A 17,452-nucleotide genomic window follows, 5' to 3' on the forward strand; every position below is an offset into this window, starting at 1 on the left:
CACCTCTTCCACCCACATATTAACTCGGGGACCCATTTCTCGCGCTCTTTGCGAGAAGTGGGCAGTGATGCTGTCTGCGGCGAAGGGCTTTGTTACCTGGGCGGCGGGCAGCCACTTCTTGATCTTGAGAACAAACCAGCCGTCCACCGTCACCGGACCACCTCGGCCAACACACACGCTCTGAAAAGCTGTTTCCATCGCGCGATCTGGTTCACCGTACAGCGTGAGGGTTCGCCAACACTTTTCTTGACAGCCCAGCATTTTCGATATAAAACGGTGCCTGTTATTTTGCGGCAACGCTTGGGCTGCCGATAACTTCGATAACATCTCCGGCTTACAGTCCATACCTTCCGCCCGGCCCCGATTTTCGACACTCGTCTGCTTCTTGAAAGGTCCTTACTATGTCGTCGCATCTGGCTAGAACTGTCTTGTCCCTGTTGTGCATCATCTACTGGTTTCCTTCCACTGGATTTGCCGGCACCATCATTCATGTGCCAGCGGATCAGCCGACTATTCAGGCCGGCATTGATGCCGCCTCCAACGGTGACACGGTACAAGTTTCGGCCGGGACCTATCACGAAAACATCGATTTCTATGGGAAGGCCATCACCGTAACCAGTGAGAAGGGTCCGGGGCTGACGGTCATTGACGGCGGGCAACCTTATTACTCGACTGTGAACTTCATTTCCAATGAAACCACTACGTCAGTCCTGAGTGGCTTCGCGATTCAGAATTCCAACAATCAAGTTATCTATATCTCGAACTCATCGCCGACGATCCGATGGAATGTGATTTCGGGGGGATCGCAAAGCTATACAAACGGCCTCTACGTACAAGGGGGTGCCCCGGTGATCCAAAACAACCTGATCGTTGGAAACCGGCAAAGCGGCATCACCGTGTACAGCGACAACGGTATCCAGATTACTGGCAACCTCGTCGCAGGCAATGCAGTGGGTGTGGCTTTGAATTATTCGAACGGCACCGATGTCGTCCAGCAGAACACGATCGCCGGAAATTCCAGCACCGGTTTCGCCGCCTACTCTTTCGGCAATAGTCTAAACCTGATACAGAATCTGGTTCTGGGGAACGTAGGTGTGGGGATTTATCTCGCCGGCGGTCCGGGGCCCCTGACCATGGTGAATAACACGGTCACCGATAATCAGCCGGGATGCTGCGGATCAGGCGCGAGTGAGATTGTCATCAGCGAGGTCTCCAGTCAGGTTACGTTGCAGAATAACCTTTTCATCGCGACCGGGAGCGGAGGTGCCCTTTGGTGCCAGCAATATTTGAGCGCTCCAGTTTTTACGAATAATGACGTGTTTTCGGCCGGCAATGCTGCCTACGGCGGAGCCTGCCAGGACCTGACAGGCACGGATGGCAACCAGTCGACTGACCCCTTGTTTGTCGATTTGCTGAGCGACAACGTTCATCTTCAAGCTGGTTCCCCGATGATCAATGCCGGCACCAACGCTGCCTCTCCGCAGCCGACCGTTGACTACGATGGGGACCCGCGGGTCGCCGGTGGAACCGTGGACATCGGGGTAGACGAGTATTCCAAGAAACCGACGGTAGCAATTTCATTGTCAGCCTTGCACTTCGCGGGACAGCAGGTTGGGACTACTAGTTCTCCGCAGGTCGTGACGCTTACCAACAACGGAAAAACGGCAATCCCTCTGAATCTGATCGCAACCGGCCCAAGTTTTGCGCAGACCAATAACTGTGCGGCGACCCTGCCTGCGAGTAGTAGTTGCCGGATCAGCGTAACCTTCAGCCCGCTAGGCGGAGGAGCGATCGGTAGCGCGCTCGGAATTTTCACGGATGCGAGTGCGAATCCCAAGTCGGTCACCTTGATCGGAACCGGACTCGCTCCGCAAGTGCAGTTCAATGGCAATTTTTATTTCTACAATCAGGTCATCGGCACACAAGTTACCCAGGCGGGAACATTGACGAACGTGGGGCAGGCGCCGCTTTCCATCAGCAATATCGCGTACACAGGCGCCACCGATTTCTCGGAAAGCAACGATTGCCCGATCCAACCCAATGTGCTCGCGATCGGCGCAGCCTGTACGATCAGCATCACGTTCGCGCCGACAATAACGGGATATGAATACGGCAATATCACCGTGACTGACAACGCGCAGCCGAACACCCAGTCGATCAACATCAACGGCAGCAGTGTGAGCGCGGGCATTCCAATTCTCAATCCAACCTCACTGACATTCCCAACCACGATCATCGGACAAAGCAGCCCCCCTCAGACGGCGACCTTGACGAATACGGGGACCGGGCCGCTCGGTATTCAGCAAATTTATTCTTACAATGATTTTCCCCAAACCAATGACTGCCCCGCCTACCTGGCAGTGAACGCAAGTTGCACGCTGACAGTCACTTTTACGCCCACCAATCAGGGCAATGAGAATGGATACTTGTCGATCAGTACCGATAGTGCGTACTTCCAGGTTTCGCTGAATGCCACTGGGACAGGGCAAGCGCCCGTTCCGACTGTCTCGTCACTGTCTCTTGCCAGCGTAGCCGCGGGATCTCCCGATACGTCAATGACGCTGACTGGGACCGGGTTCACCTATAACTCTCGCGTGCTTTGGAATAGCGTTGCTTTGCCTTACTCCTCGAACTATGGAAACACGCAGATCTACTTTACGATTCCGGCGGCAAATCTTGCGAATGCAGGTGTCGCCCAGATCTCCGTGTTCACTCCCCAGCCGGGCGGAGGCACATCGAGTACGCTGCCTTTCACCGTCTATACGCCGATCAACTATGCACAACAGGCGGTCGCCTATAAGTACCGCGCAATTACGGGGACGAATTTGAATCTCTCCTACTACAATGGAGCGAATATCGATTCTCCCTTCCCGATTCAATATGGCGGCGGCAGCTATACCACGATGACTGTTGCCGGGAGCGGAACGATTTCGTTCTCTAATTTTGTATACCCCTACAATTCGCCGCTTCCAACGGGTCAAACTCAGACCCTGATTGCTCCTTTCTGGACGTCGCTCTATCCGTGGAGCTCGGGCAGCGACAACAACGTCTTCTGGGCTGTAACGGGGACGGCACCCAACCGGCAGCTGGTCGTGGAGTGGCGGAATATTCCTTATTGCTGCAACAGTCGCGCTGGCACGGTTAAGTTTGAGGTCGTGTTCTTTGAAGGCAGCAGCAACGTCCAATTCAACTACGCGGACACTGTCTTTGGCGGAACGGATGGCTCTAACGACAACGGAGCCACCGCCACCGTGGGCGTTCAGGTGACCTCCAATCTGGCCACTCAATTTAGCTTCGACACTCCATCCCTGGCAGGAAAAACGTCCTTGCTATGGTTTCCAAGTGCGCCCACGGTGACCGTCTCCGCAAGCACTCTGGACTTTGGCTACCACAAGATCGGCAGCCCAAGTCGTCCGCAGAAGTTTACGCTGACCAATGGCGGACTGGTCGCTGCGAACATTACGGACATAAGCTTGTCGAATGCCGACTTCTCGCAAACGAATGATTGCGGTACGACGGTCGATCCGGGAAAGAGTTGCACGTTCCTGGTGCGGTTTAGTCCCAGTCAGCCATTTGCAGAGACGGCGACACTTTCTATCACGGATAATGGAATGAACAGTCCGCAGACCGTGAATTTGAGTGGGATTGGGGCGATCCAACCGATCGTCGTATTCCCGATTCAATTGAACTTCGGGGGTGTGACAGTAGGCCAGAGCAGCACGCTTCCGGTGACACTCGCAAACGCTGCCAACACCAAGTTGACGATCCAGCAGATCACGGCGTCCGAAGCAGCGTTTGTTGCGAACAGTAATTGCGGCGTTTCGCTTGCTCCTGGGGCGAGCTGCACGGTGAATGTCACATTCACTCCGACGAGGCCCGGCAATGCGACTGCCAAGCTGGTAATGGGACTGAACGGAAAGGCGGTTGTTCCGGAGGCGAAGTTGGTGGGGAACGGCCAATAACAACCGAGTCGCTGTCGGGTGGAGGGCTTCGCGCGACCTTCGCGGAGCCCTTTTTCTTTTCGCTATTTTCAGCTTCTCTCAAGGTTTGGAATTTCTTGCGGTGACGTGGTAAACGTGAAAGATGAAATTCCACACGGAATATCTGACGTTTCACACCAAAACCAAACGTGCTTATGTCCACCTGACCCCGCAAGTCGAAGGGATTCTTAAGAAGTCCGGCATCAAAGACGGGATGGTGCTGGTTTCGGCGATGCACATCACGGCGGGCGTATACGTGAATGACAATGAGAGTGGGTTGATCGCGGATATCGACCAGTGGCTGGAGGGGCTGGCGCCGTTTAGTCCCGACTACCAGCATCATCAGACGGGTGAAGATAACGGTGACTCGCATCTGAAGGCTCTCCTTATTCATCATGAAGTCATCGTACCGATCACGAACGGCAAGTTGGATTTCGGCACTTGGCAGCGAATCTTCTACGCCGAGTTCGACGGGCAACGCGACAAGCGCGTCATCGTCAAGGTGATGGGAGAGTAGGGCAAGGTTTGCGGTTCGGGGCAGAGGTTTGAATTTACAATTCTGAGATTGCCTTCACGGGAGAGAGACATTCATGTCAGAGGAATTGCACGAGCTACACGAACATGCGGAACATGCGAAGCACAATCCGAGCCTTGCTCCAGTCACGCTCACGATGGCTGTGCTGGCGGTTCTGGTGGCCACCGTTTCCCTGCTTGGACACCGCACCAGCACCGAAGAAGTGATCCTGCAAAACAAGGTCACCGATCAGTGGGGCTACTACCAGGCAAAGAATATCCGCCGCCATACCGACGAGTTGTTTGCCGATTTGACCACCGTGATTGCAACCAAGAACGCGGAAGAAGCGACGAAGCTGCAGGAAAAGTATCGTGCGGAAGCCGACCGCTATCGCGACGAGCAGAAGGAGTTGGACGCCAAGGCGCGCGAACTGGAGCAGGAAGCGGATCTCGCGCATCGAAAGACCGACCGGTTCGATCTCGCGGAAGTGTTCCTGGAGATTGCGCTGGTGATTACTTCGATTACGCTACTTTCCGGAAAACGGCTGTTCTGGTATCTGGGCCTGCTGCTTGGAAGCGTGGGAATACTAGCCTCAGCTTCGGCTTTGCTCGTGAAGTGACTTGGTACCCCCCAAGGAGGCGCGGCAAGCCGCGTCTCTACTACAGTCTTGCCGACTCCAGTTCGGTTGCGACGCCCCCCTCTCAGGACTTTCATTCCGATTTTGCCTCCTGGAAAGCGCGTATCTCCCTGTTGCACAACACGTTGCTGGCGTAGCTTAATCACGTTCAAATGTGACAGGGGTCACGGCGGGTGGACCTCTTACTGTTGAAACTTACCTCAGCGCAGAAATGCAACAGGTGACATCAGAAACGAAGGTAATTGCAAAGATTCACAACAGGTTGTCAGCCCGGCACGACGGGGCACTGCGCAAAGTAAACATTTTTGAAAGGACAACGCACTCATGAAGACAACGAAGGTCGTAATGATGGTCCTGGTGATCGCGGTGGCACTGTTCATTCTTATCCCGAGCCTGGCTTGGGCCGAAGACGGCGCTGGTCTGTACAAAGCGAAATGCGCAATGTGTCATGGTCCAGACGGCGCAGGCAAACCGGCCGCCAAGATTCCGAGCCTGGTTGCACCAGAAGTTAAAGCAAAGTCGGATGACGACATCACGAAATTTCTGGCCAGCAACGCGAAGCATGCGGGCGTGGCGAAGGCGCTGACACCGGACCAGACCAAGGCCGTCATCGCGTACGTTCGCGACTTGCAGAAGAAGTAACGGATCGACTGTTCTGCTTCGCTCTCCGCTGCCAACCTGGAAGTGGTAGCGGGGAGACTGCGGGAGGTGATTCGTTATGCCGTCATGCGGTGGAAACGAACTCATCCTAAAGAACGGCGGCTCTGAGATTCTGGAGAGCCGGCGAATCACCCTTCCGCTAGATAGAGAACGGTCTGCCCAGGCCTTGTGGGGAAGCCAAGGCCCGGGCTTTTTACTGGCCGCGGGCTGGACTTACCCCCTTCCGGCTCGCGGCTGTCACTTCGCTACAGCCATCCCCAACGCCTACATATCATCCGCGGGCGCGGACTCCCTGTCCCGAAGTGGCTGGGAGAATTTGCCATGAGCAAGGCTATCCTTTATGACGCAACGCTCTGCATCAACTGCAAGCAGTGCGAGGCGGCATGTGCCGAGAAAAACCATCTTGGTTACAGCGACCCCGTCGCTGCGGAAGATCGGCAATCCGAACACAAGTTCACAGTCGTTCTAAACAAGAACGAGAAGTACATGCGTCGGCTTTGCATGAACTGCGGGGATCCCGCTTGCGCATCGGTGTGCCCGGTAGCCGCTCTGAAGAAGACCGCGGAAGGCCCCGTTACCTACGACGCGGGACGGTGCATGGGATGCCGTTACTGCATGGTCGCTTGCCCCTTCAACGTGCCGAAATATGAGTGGAGCAAACTGGCGCCGCGCGTGCGCAAGTGCGATATGTGCTCCGACCGTGTGCTGGCGGGCGAGCCAACGGCCTGTGCAGGGATCTGCCCCACGGGAGCCACGAAGTTTGGCGATCGCGACGAACTGATCACGGAAGCGCAAAAGCGGCTGCACGACAATCCCACCAACTACGTCAACCACATCTATGGATTGAATGAAGTGGGCGGAACCTCTGTCCTGTTGCTTTCGAGCGTGGGATTCGATGAGTTTGGATACCGCCCCGACCTGACGCGCGATCCCCTCCCCTTATTTACGTATCGAGTGCTGTCACGAATTCCCGATTTCATCCCGCTGGGCGGGATGGTGCTGGGAGGCGTGTGGTGGATCACGCACCGCCGGGAGGAAGTTGCAGCGGCAGAAGAACCCGCAAAACAAAATGTCTTTTATCCGCGTAGCGATGACAGGGGACCGAAATGAAGATGAAGATCACATTCTGGAAAATCGTCTTCCTGTTTCTAATGGCGGCGGGTGTCTGCGCGACCTACGTCCGTTTCGCCAAAGGCCTGGGCGCAGCGACCAATTTGAGCGACCAGTTCCCCTGGGGCATCTGGGTCGGTTTCGATGTACTCTGCGGCGTGATGCTGGCCGCGGGCGGGTTCACGCTCACGGCAGCCGTTCACATTCTCAATATCAAGCGCCTGAAGCCCATCGTGCGGCCGACGATTCTCACTGCGTTCCTGGGCTACGTGCTGGTTTCGATTGCCCTGATGTTCGATCTCGGAAAGCCCTACAACATATGGCATCCCCTGATCATGCGGAACCCGCACTCGGTGATGTTTGAAGTTGCGTATTGCGTGATGTTGTACACGACTGTGCTGAGTCTGGAGTTTTCTCCGATTGTCCTCGAGCACTTCAATTTACAGAAACCGTTGAAGATTGTTCGCGCGGTTCTGATCCCGCTGGTGATCGGCGGTGTCATCCTCTCCACGTTGCACCAGTCTTCGCTAGGGACGCTCTACCTGATCATGCCAGGGAAATTGCATCCGTTCTGGTATACACCGCTGCTGCCGGTGTTCTTTTTCTTGTCGGCGATTGCGGTCGGGCTGGCGATGACGATCTTTGAATCGTCCATGAGCGCCAAGCACTTTGGACGTCAGCTGGAATTACCGATCATCCAGGAACTCGGACGCGTACTGCTGGTGGTGCTGGGCGTGATTGCCATCCTGCGCTTCGAGGACCTGCTTCATCGCGGGATGCTCGCACAAACGCTCAAGCCAAGCTATGAGATGTACCTGTTCTGGCTGGAGATTTCCTTGAGTGCCGTGTTACCGCTAATCCTCTTGACGCAGAAGAAAATACGTTCGAGCGCCGGCGGCCTGTACGTGATTGCAGTGCTGGTCGTGCTCGGATTCATCACGAATCGACTGAATGTGAGTATCACGGGGTTGGAGGCATCGGCCGGGATGCACTACGTCCCGAAGTGGCCGGAACTGGCGATCACGGGAGCCATCATCGCTGCCGGATTTGCGCTGTTTGGGCTGGCCGCGAAGTATCTGCCCATCTTCCCCGCTGAAGAGCATCACGCACTCGCGCAACCGGAACCAGAACGGGTGGCAGGTGCTGGGACGTTCGTCCATGCCGGAGACTGAGCTAACGCGATGGTGGACCGCCGTGCGGGAGCACTTCCGGCACGGGCTGGGCACCAAGTTGATCGGATTGTTACTGGGAGCGATGATCGTCATTTTTGCGCTCCTGGGATACCTCACCATCCGGCTTCACCGCCAACATCTTGACGCGGCCGCGTTGCAGAGCGCGGAACGGATCAGCGACGTCATCAAGCGCAGCACGATGTACTCCATGATGCGCAACGATCGTGAAGGCCTGTACCACTCCATGGCAACGATGGCGAACGAGCCGGGAGTGGTGCGTGTGCGGATTTTCGATCGCGAGGGGCGCATCACCTATTCCACCGAACCCACCGAACTCAGCCATGGCGTGGATAAGAATGCTGAGGCTTGCTACGGCTGTCATGCACAGCAACAACCGCTCTCGAAACTGAACCGCCCAGACCGCTTCCGTGTGTATCGCAACGGGGGTGGGGCGCGGGTGCTTGCGATCATTACGCCGATTGAGAACCAGGCCGAATGTTCGAACGCTGCCTGCCATGCGCATCCCGAAAGCCAGCAGATTCTGGGAGTGCTCGACACCCATATGTCACTCGCGCGCGCCGATCAGCAGCTCGCACAGAGCACGTGGCAGATGCTGGCGTACGATCTGCTCGCGATGATTGCGATCGCGGTGCTCAGCTGGCTTTTCATCTGGAAGATGGTGGACCGCCCCCTCAAGCAGTTGGAAGAAGGAACGGAGCGGCTGAGCAAGGGCGAGTTGGGATACCAGATTGAATTGCCATCGCAGGATCAAATCGGCGACCTGGCATCGTCATTCAATACGATGAGCATGCAGTTGCATGGCGCCAATGAAGAACTGGTTTCATGGACGCGCACGCTCGAAGATCGCGTGGAACAGAAGACCCGCGAGTTGCGCCGCGCCTATGACGAAGTCCTGCATGTCGAGACCATGTCATCGTTGGGAAAAATGGCCGCCGTGGTGGCGCACGAGATCAACAATCCCCTCTCGGGGATTCTTACCTATTCGAAGCTGCTTAAGAAGTGGGTCGATCAGGACGAAACTGGCGCCGCCAGAAAAGAAGAGGCCATCCAGTGCCTCGATCTGATTACGTCCGAGAGCCGGCGATGCGGGGACCTGGTGAAGAGCCTGCTGAGTTTCTCGCGCCAAGGCCCCATGAACGTGCAGCCCACGGACATCAATAAGGTTGTGCAGCAATGCGTTCTGCTTCTGCGGCACAACCTGGAGCATGCCTCAATCCAGCTGAACCTGGGCGTGGCCGACGGACTTCCCCTCTTGCAGTGTGACCCATCCCAGATTGAGCAAGTGTTGCTGGCCTTGATCGTGAATGCGATGGACGCGATGCCGCGCGGCGGAAATTTATGGCTGGGCACGAAATTGTCGAACGACGGCGCCCGGGTGGCAATCACCGTACGCGATGACGGCGGCGGGATCGCTCCCGATATCCTTCCCAAGATATTCGACCCCTTTGTGACCACAAAAGAGCATGGCCACGGTACAGGACTGGGGTTGGCGGTGAGCCGCAGCATCGTCGAACGGCATAGCGGCAAGATTGGTGTGCAATCGGAATTGGGGAAAGGCACTACGGTGACCATCACACTGCCGGCACCGAGAGCAAGCATAGCAACGGATGCTATTTTGACGGGCGCGGAGGGGAGAACGAGGTGACCACTGTGATTACAACCGGAAGGCTGCTGATTGTGGACGACGAGTTGAGCGTGCGCGATTCGCTCGCCAAGTGGTTTCACGAAGAAGGCTACGACGTTGGGACTGCCGAAGAGGCGAACAGCGCTCTCACGCGACTCGCGGAACACAAGTGGGACGCAGCCCTGGTCGACATCAAGATGCGCGGTACGGACGGAATCGAGTTGCAGAAACGCATGCACGAGATCGATCCGGACATGATCGTCATCATGATGACTGGCTATGCGTCGGTAGATACGGCCGTTACGGCGCTGAAAAACGGCGCGTACGACTATGTCACTAAGCCGCTCGATCCGGATGAAATCTCGCACCTGGTGAAGAAGGCGCTGGCGCACAAGCGCACCGAGGAAGAGAACGTCCGGCTGCGCGAGACAGTGGCAGAAGTGGCTCGTCCCGAAGAAATCATCGGGGAGAGCGAACCCATGCAGCATGTCTTCCACGCCATCGAAACCGTAGGGCCAACCGACGCCACGGTTCTCGTCACCGGGGAAAGCGGTACGGGAAAAGAATTGGTGGCGCGCGCGATTCATCACGCCAGCCCGCGGCGCTTTCATCCCCTGGTGGTGATTCATTGCGGAGCGTTGACGGAAACCTTGCTGGAAAGCGAACTCTTCGGACATGAAAAAGGCGCGTTCACCGGAGCGCAATATCGCAAGAAAGGCAAGTTTGAAATCGCCGAGGGTGGGACAGTTTTCCTCGACGAAATCGGCGACATCAGCCTGAAGACGCAGACAGATCTACTGCGGGTCCTGCAGGAGCATGAGATCGTGCGCGTGGGCAGTACGCAGCCCATCAAGGTAGATTTCCGGTGTGTGGCGGCAACCAACAAGAACCTGGAGTTGTTGATTGAAGAAGGAAAGTTTCGTCCCGACCTGTTTTACCGGCTGAACGTATTCCGCATCGAGTTGCCGCCGCTGCGCGATCGTGCCGACGATATTCCCCTGCTGGTAAACCACTTTGTCCGCAAGTTCTCGCAGCAAATGAACAAGAAGATCAATCGCGTGTCTCCCGCCGCGATGGCATTGCTGCAGCAACAGCCCTGGGCCGGCAACATCCGTGAACTGGAAAACGCGATCGAGCGGGCGATGGTGGTGGCGCAGGAGCCGGAAATTCGCGAGCAGGATTTCGCCTTCAAGATCGTGGTGAATCTGGTTCCGAATGGCGGTCCAAAGTCATTGGACGACGTAGAGAAGGCGCACATCCAGCGCGTGCTGGAACAATGCGGATGGAATCAGACGCGGGCGGCGGAAGTGCTGGGGATTGACCGCGTCACACTGCACCACAAAGTAAAGCGATACGGCTGGAGTAAGCCCGTCGAAACAAGATGAAAATGCTGAACCTGCTGCCGATCGGAAATTTCGACGAGCGGCTGTTGCGTGAAGCAGCTCCAGCGCTCGCCGATGCGTTCCATGTAGGATGTCGGATTCTCGACACCCGTGTGGATCCGCAGTTCGCATTTCATCGCGAGCGGCAGCAATATCACTCCTCGGAAATTTTGCAGGCCATGCAGGAGCATGCCAACCGCGGCGCATGGCGCGTGCTGGGTGTCACCGGCGTCGACCTGTACATTCCAATTCTGACGTTTGTATTTGGCGAAGCTCAGATGGGCGGACCCTGCGCAGTGGTTTCGTTTCATCGTCTCATGCAGGAGTTTTATGGCTTGCCGGCGGATCCCAAGGTGCTGGTCGACCGCCTCGTCAAGGAAGCGGTGCATGAAGTTGGCCATACTCTGGACCTGACACACTGCGAAGACTATTCCTGTGCCATGGCGCCTTCTCATGCCGTGGAATGGATCGACTTAAAGGAAGCGACGCTCTGTCGCGACTGCCGGCAACAGGCGATGGAAGTAACCGGGGCACCCCAACATTCGTAGCATTGTTGCATTCCGCCACTACAAATCCAACTGCAGTGACGAGGCTTGCCTCGTCTCCGTTTGAGGCAAGGAACGAAGTGAGCCGCGTCTCTGCAACATGATTTCTGACGCCCAAGGATTTCGTGATGACGAAAGTTCGGCGGCAGCGACTAACCTCCGTCGGCGAAGTCGTGCGGCCGTGAGTCTCCCATCCGACCCGACCCGGTAACATCCATGGAGTCAAGCAGCTGACTCGGCATCAATAAGGTGGGACATTCGGCCTGTTGCGTGCACTGCCAAGGACACTCTCTGGCCGATGTTTTGAAAGAGTAGATGGGATGTATCCATGCTGCGCAAGTGCGCCAACCCAGCCTGCATCGTACCCTTCCGTTCCTTGCGTGAAGGCAAACTCTTTATCGCGGAAGCTCCTCACAGCGTTCCCGACGCATTGTCTGACGGTCTCCGAAAGAGGGCGCCCAGGCGGGAACATTTCTGGCTATGCCAGGCGTGTTCCGGCCACTTCACGCTTCGCTTCGACGTCGCTCTGGGAATGATGACGGTGCCACTGAACCGCGACCCGCGCCCAACCTGGGTGACGGCGTTAGCCTGACCAACAGAACCTGATGATCTGGAAAGGAAAGCCTATGGATCGCGATCAAGCGACTGGTATGTCGTGCGGCGTATGCGGTATCGAAACGAAGCGGCATGCCGGATGGTTTCTAGTGATGGAGAATTGCTGGCTCGACCGAGTGAAGGTACTGTCTTGGAATCCGGTACTGGCGCGAGAGGGTCGCATCCGCGCTGTGTGCGGCAAGGTTCACTTGAAGATCATGCTTACCCACTGGCTCAATTGCGCCAACCTGCAGCTCATGGCCGGAGGAACCGCGCCCCTGCCGGCGGACATGAATGTTGCACGGTCTCGCTACGCCAGCTTTTCAGCGGGACGAGTGTTAGGAGAATTGGCCGTAGAGCGAGAATGGCTCTCCCCGGTTTGGACCGGGTCGCCCGAAACGATGGAGTGCATCCTGGATGCACTCATCGGAGAGACTGACGCTCAATCGCAAGCTCTCAAGGTGACATCCCTCGAAAATTTGGTGGGATATTCGCGGGACTATGCGTTCCGATAGGAAGTCAACGGCTGAGAGTCCAGCACCTGGATCTGAACTTTCCATTCGCGCCAGTCCTTCTCTACGCTGCCGCCATGGCGTCGGGTCACCGAACGGCATGCGTGTCCCCGCCAGAATGAGCGCAGGATGAGTGTGTCGCACAGGGCCGTCGTTACATCCGTAATGATGCGATTCTCGACTCCGTCCATTAAGATTCGCCGATAAGGAAATGAAATCCACAATCTACCAACGTGACGGCAGGGGGAAGACTTCCACATGCACCGAGCCCGGAATATCGTGGCCTTTGTTGTACTCTTTGCGGGAATCTGTTTCGGCCAGAATGTAAGTTCTTCTGACCAGGAAACCATCCATCTACTGGTCCAGCAAGTCAAAGAACTTCAGGAAAAGGTGAGCGCCCTGGAAGCAAAGCAGGGTAGCCAACCTGCGCCGCCGGCTGAAGCCAAGTCGGCCATGGTGCAACCTGCGCAGGAACCGAGTGAAATGCAGCAACCCGCTGCATTCGATCTCCACGAAGTGCACGGCATCCAATGGCGCGGCTTCGGCGAAGTCAACTACAAGGCTCTGGATCAGCGACAGCCGGAACTCGGGACTTTCGGTTTTGTGCCCGGTTCTGCCGCTAATTTCTATACTGGCGATTTCGATCTGTTCCTCACATCGAAGATCACCGACAAAACGAGCGTGCTTGCCGAACTTGTTTTCGGACAAGGCGATGCCCAAAGCTTCGATGTCGACCTGGAACGAGTGTTACTGAAGTATGACTACAACGATCACCTGAAAATGTCATTCGGGCGATACCACACCGGCATCGGTTACTACAACACGGCCTTCCACAGCGGGAAATGGTTGCAGACGACAGCAGACCGGCCGCTGATCATGGAATTTGCCAACGATGGCGGCCTATTGCCGACCCAGGCCGTGGGCGTATCCATGACCGGATTGATCCCATCAGGAAAGCTTGGCCTGAATTACACCTTTGAATATGGGTCCAGCGACACGATCCGCCCGGAAGTCGACATCAACGACGGGGAGGTGGACGAGAACAACGGCAACCACTTCAACGTTGGATTCTTTGTCCGTCCCGATGCGATTCCCGGATTGCAGATTGGCGCTTCGGTGTATCACGACAAGATCAGCGACTTCAATCGCGGGCCTTCGGTCCGGCTTGGACAAACCATCACCAACGTCCACGCCGTTTATGTTGCGCGCGGCGTTGAATTCCTCAGCGAAGGATTTCTCATCCATCACGCCTATGAGGAGCACGGCCCGGTCTACAACACTTCATCGTTTTACGCACAGATATCGAAAAGCTTTGCGCGGTATCGGCCATTTTTCCGCTACCAGTACATCAACGCAAACCCAGACAGTCTCTTTGAAGACGTAGGCCTTCGCCATGGACCATCGTTTGGCGCGCGTTACGACTTCAACGACAGCGTGGCCCTCAAAGCCCAGCTGGATCACACATTTCGCAAAGGTGAGCCCGACTTGAACGGACTGCAACTACAGTTGGCATTTACTTTCTAAGGACTGAAATGACATCAAGGAGATTGCAAAGGAATGTCTTCGTCCTGCTGCTCGTTCTTTCTTGCGCGCTGCGGGGCTTCGCGCAGGAGAGAAAGATCGCGGTGGTCGTCAATGCGAACAACGGAGTATCTACTCTGACGACAGCCGAATTGCGCAAACTATTTGCCGGAGAGAAACGCTCATGGCCGGGTGGTCAACCCGTGAAACTCTTTGTGAGAGCGATCGGGACGCCTGAGCACATTGCGCTTCTAAAACTGCTCGGCATGTCGGACGCGGAGTACAAGAAACACTGGACCGAACAGGTGTTCCGGGGCGAAGCCCAATCGGAACCGGCAACCCTTCCTTCCAATGGAATGCAACTGGAAGCAGTGCGGTCTTTTGCCGGCGCGATTGCTTTGATGCCCATCGACGACGTCAAAGCAGGCGTCAAGGTTGTCAAAGTCGATGGGCACTTGCCCGGGGAAGCAACCTACTCTCTGGAGTAGTTCGTCGCTCCCGAGGGGGGAGTGCGGCGCCTTCCGTCCGGAATTCGCGCCGACACTCCACGATCCGGCCTAGTTCGCGTAGTAGGCGGCGTTGATTTCCAGATATTCTTTCTTGTCTTCGGGCAGTTCATCCGCGGTAAAAATGGCGTCGGAACCGCACACCGGAATGCATGCGCCACAATCGATGCAGCCTACGGGATCGACGTAGAGCTGGGTAGCGGCGGCAAACTTTTCCTCGTCTCCCTTGGGATGAATGCAATCGGTGGGGCAAACGTCGACACAGAGCAGATCCTTAATACAGTTATCGGTAATTACGTAGGCCATGACCCTCTCCTGAACCCTCTATCACCAGGTTCTGCTTCAACTTACCCTTCGGATGACGCAGGGGGCAGTGACTTCCATCACAAAAGATTGTGCGCATCAGGCACACGGGCTTGTGACCGGCGTCACTGCGGCCTTGAATGCGTGATTGGTACAAGGGTCGCAAGGAAATTCAGGCTGGTGCCCGGCCTTACTCCACGACCCCACAAAGCCGCCTCTCAGCGGCGGGCCGGGCACGCGTAGTACGCTCCCCGACAGTCCTTCCCATTCGTGCAATGCGTCAACGTCTGCTGGTATGATTTTCGCCTCCATGAACAGACCCCGTTTCCTGCACATATCTCTTCTGATTTTGATCGGAGTTGTCTATGGCCTCGCAACGCCGTGCCTGGCGGCTCCAGCTACACGCTATGGCGTCCGCATGGAGCAGCAATGGATTCCCATGGCCGACGGCATTCGCCTCGCGATCACCTTATACATGCCGGATGGCGCGAAGCCCAACGACAAGTTCCCTGCCCTGCTGGAATATCTTCCCTACCGCAAAGACGATTCGACTGCATCGCGAGACTATCCGATCCATTCCTACTTCGCGCGTCGCGGATATGTTTCCGTGCGCGTGGACATCCGCGGATTCGGCGCCAGTGAAGGCGTGCCCACCGATCGCGAGTATTCGGAACGTGAGCAACTGGATGGCGAACAGGTAATCGCCTGGCTGGCCAGCCAGCCTTGGTCGAACGGCAACGTCGGCATGTTCGGCATTTCCTGGGGAGGATTCAACGCGATTCAGATGGCCATGCGGCGTCCGCCGGCATTGAAAGCAATCATCGCCGTTGATGCGACAGAGGAGTTGTTCAAAGACGATATTCACTACATCGACGGCTTGATGCACATCGACGAATTTGAACTCAACATGGATATGGCGCCGGGGATGACCGGCGCGCCCGACTACACGCTCGACGAAAAAGTACTTGGTCCACGGTTCGATGCTGCGCCCTGGTCGCTCCTTTACTTGAAGCATCAACGCGACAGCCAGTTCTGGCGAAGTCCCGTGCGTCCCCTCAAAGACATCAAGATTCCCTGTTTCCTGATCGGCGGTTTGCTCGACGGCTATCGTGATTCGATTCCACGCATGCTGGAACAGGTAAAGGCTCCTGTGAAGGCGATCGTCGGTCCGTGGAACCATACATTTCCGCACGACGCGGCACCCGGCCCACAAATTGAGTGGCGCGATCAGGCAGTACGGTGGTGGGACTACTGGTTGAAGAATCGCAATACGGGAATCATGGACGAACTCCCGATCTCGATTTACATGCGGCAATGGCACCCGCCGGACGCGAAACTGGAAAAGGTGCCTGGATTCTGGCGGGCGGAACCGTTGTGGCCTCCGCGCGATGCGGCCAACACGACCCTCTATTTGCAGGACGCGCATATCCTCTCAACGGAAGTTGCCAAGCCGGCGACGCATCAACTGCGATACATCCCGTCGGTGGGAGTCGAGGCGGGATTCTGGTGGGGAGAGCTACTCACGGATCAGCGCCCGGTGGACGCCTTCAGCCTGACCTACGATTCGGTCCCACTCAAGGAAGACCTCGCTGTATTGGGGCGCCCTCATGCTTTGCTGCAGGCGAGTGCGTCAGCGCCGCTTGCAGACTGGTTCGTTCGGCTTTCTGATATCGCGCCGGATGGGTCAGTAACGCTTGTGACAGGCGCGGGATTGAATGGTGCGCAGCGGGAATCCATGGCTGACCCCAAGGATCTGGAGCCGGGGAAAGTCTATCCGCTTGATCTCGAGATGCACCTCACGACCTGGATCTTTCCCAAGGGACACAGAATTCGCCTGGCAGTTTCAAACGCGCTTTGGCCGATGATCTGGCCAACTCCGTACAACATGACCACCACGCTTCAACTCGGCGCCGAACAGGGATCGCGAGTCGTCCTGCCGCTGGTGCCGCCATCACAATACTCCGTCCCCCGGTTCGCTCCGCCCGAGCCATTGGAAGAACGGAAAGACATCGTCTCGATTGGCTTCCCATTTCCCGGCGAGTGGTCGACAGAGCGCGATCAGGTGAACGGCAAGACCAAAGTGATTTGGAGCGGAAAATCTTCGGAAGAATATCCGTGGGGGAAAGAAACTGATCTTGAGAAATTAACGTACTGGGCGGATGACAATCATCCCGAGACCAGTTCGATCCTAGGCGAGGCGGATACGACGCTCAATCTGAAAGATCGCGTTTTGTTATGGCGAGGACGACTGAACTTCAGCAGCGACGCGAAGAATTTCTACTACAAATACACCCGCGAGTTGCTCAAAGACGGACAAACAATCAAGCAGAAAACCTGGGAAGAAACAATTCCGAGGGACCACCAGTAGTCC

General features: G+C 56.4%; 15 protein-coding genes. 13 read left to right on the forward strand and 2 right to left on the reverse strand.

Annotation, left to right across the window (positions count from 1 at the left end):
• The first annotated feature begins 401 nt into the window (after positions 1-401).
• The 10 genes from HY010_02185 to HY010_02230 all read left to right on the forward strand — a co-directional run bounded on the left by HY010_02185 (position 402) and on the right by HY010_02230 (position 12,754).
• A complete protein-coding gene (locus HY010_02185; GenBank protein MBI3474514.1) occupies positions 402-3,962 on the forward strand; it encodes a choice-of-anchor D domain-containing protein in 3,561 nt (1,186 codons plus the stop codon).
• A 121-nt stretch (positions 3,963-4,083) separates the two neighbouring features.
• Positions 4,084-4,497 (forward strand): YjbQ family protein, encoded by a 414-nt coding sequence (locus HY010_02190; GenBank protein ID MBI3474515.1) that lies wholly within the window; start codon positions 4,084-4,086, stop codon positions 4,495-4,497.
• Between the two features lie 73 nt (positions 4,498-4,570).
• Positions 4,571-5,113, forward strand: a complete 543-nt coding sequence (locus HY010_02195; GenBank protein ID MBI3474516.1) for a DUF4337 domain-containing protein — start codon at positions 4,571-4,573, stop codon at positions 5,111-5,113.
• 342 nt (positions 5,114-5,455) lie between these two features.
• Positions 5,456-5,773 carry a cytochrome c gene (locus HY010_02200; protein MBI3474517.1) on the forward strand — a complete coding sequence of 106 codons (318 nt, stop codon included), beginning with the start codon at positions 5,456-5,458 and terminating at the stop codon, positions 5,771-5,773.
• A 339-nt stretch (positions 5,774-6,112) separates the two neighbouring features.
• Positions 6,113-6,901 carry a 4Fe-4S dicluster domain-containing protein gene (locus HY010_02205; protein MBI3474518.1) on the forward strand — a complete coding sequence of 263 codons (789 nt, stop codon included), beginning with the start codon at positions 6,113-6,115 and terminating at the stop codon, positions 6,899-6,901.
• A complete protein-coding gene (hybB, locus tag HY010_02210; GenBank protein ID MBI3474519.1) occupies positions 6,898-8,073 on the forward strand; it encodes a Ni/Fe-hydrogenase cytochrome b subunit in 1,176 nt (391 codons plus the stop codon). The genes HY010_02205 and hybB overlap by 4 nt, the downstream gene beginning before the upstream one ends.
• Complete coding sequence (locus HY010_02215; protein MBI3474520.1) at positions 8,060-9,739, forward strand: HAMP domain-containing protein; 1,680 nt, start codon at positions 8,060-8,062, stop codon at positions 9,737-9,739. The genes hybB and HY010_02215 overlap by 14 nt, the downstream gene beginning before the upstream one ends.
• The gene (locus tag HY010_02220; GenBank protein MBI3474521.1) at positions 9,736-11,103 is read left to right on the forward strand and encodes a sigma-54-dependent Fis family transcriptional regulator; all 1,368 of its coding nucleotides are present in this window, start codon (positions 9,736-9,738) and stop codon (positions 11,101-11,103) included. Before HY010_02215 ends, HY010_02220 begins: the two co-directional genes overlap by 4 nt.
• Complete coding sequence (locus HY010_02225; protein ID MBI3474522.1) at positions 11,100-11,648, forward strand: archaemetzincin family Zn-dependent metalloprotease; 549 nt, start codon at positions 11,100-11,102, stop codon at positions 11,646-11,648. The genes HY010_02220 and HY010_02225 overlap by 4 nt, the downstream gene beginning before the upstream one ends.
• Before the next feature lie 623 nt (positions 11,649-12,271).
• Positions 12,272-12,754 carry a hypothetical protein gene (locus tag HY010_02230; protein MBI3474523.1) on the forward strand — a complete coding sequence of 161 codons (483 nt, stop codon included), beginning with the start codon at positions 12,272-12,274 and terminating at the stop codon, positions 12,752-12,754.
• On the opposite strand, the gene HY010_02235 is transcribed toward HY010_02230, so the two are convergent.
• The gene (locus HY010_02235) at positions 12,739-12,942 is read right to left on the reverse strand and encodes a hypothetical protein (protein ID MBI3474524.1); all 204 of its coding nucleotides are present in this window, start codon (positions 12,940-12,942) and stop codon (positions 12,739-12,741) included. The two genes, HY010_02230 and HY010_02235, sit on opposite strands and share 16 nt — an antisense overlap.
• A gap of 67 nt (positions 12,943-13,009) precedes the next feature.
• Between HY010_02235 and HY010_02240 the strand changes: the two genes are divergently transcribed.
• A complete protein-coding gene (locus HY010_02240) occupies positions 13,010-14,275 on the forward strand; it encodes a hypothetical protein (GenBank protein ID MBI3474525.1) in 1,266 nt (421 codons plus the stop codon).
• Positions 14,276-14,283: 8 nt separating this feature from the next.
• On the forward strand, positions 14,284-14,760 hold the full coding sequence (locus HY010_02245) for a hypothetical protein (GenBank protein MBI3474526.1): 477 nt from the start codon (positions 14,284-14,286) through the stop codon (positions 14,758-14,760).
• A 69-nt stretch (positions 14,761-14,829) separates the two neighbouring features.
• On the opposite strand, the gene HY010_02250 is transcribed toward HY010_02245, so the two are convergent.
• Complete coding sequence (locus HY010_02250; GenBank protein ID MBI3474527.1) at positions 14,830-15,084, reverse strand: ferredoxin family protein; 255 nt, start codon at positions 15,082-15,084, stop codon at positions 14,830-14,832.
• Positions 15,085-15,391: 307 nt separating this feature from the next.
• Here HY010_02250 and HY010_02255 point away from each other — a divergent pair, with 307 nt between their 5' ends.
• Positions 15,392-17,449, forward strand: a complete 2,058-nt coding sequence (locus HY010_02255; protein ID MBI3474528.1) for a CocE/NonD family hydrolase — start codon at positions 15,392-15,394, stop codon at positions 17,447-17,449.
• Positions 17,450-17,452: the final 3 nt, after the last annotated feature.

The sequence above is a fragment of the Acidobacteriota bacterium genome (genome assembly GCA_016196065.1).
Classification (GTDB): domain Bacteria; phylum Acidobacteriota; class Terriglobia; order Terriglobales; family Acidobacteriaceae; genus Acidiflorens.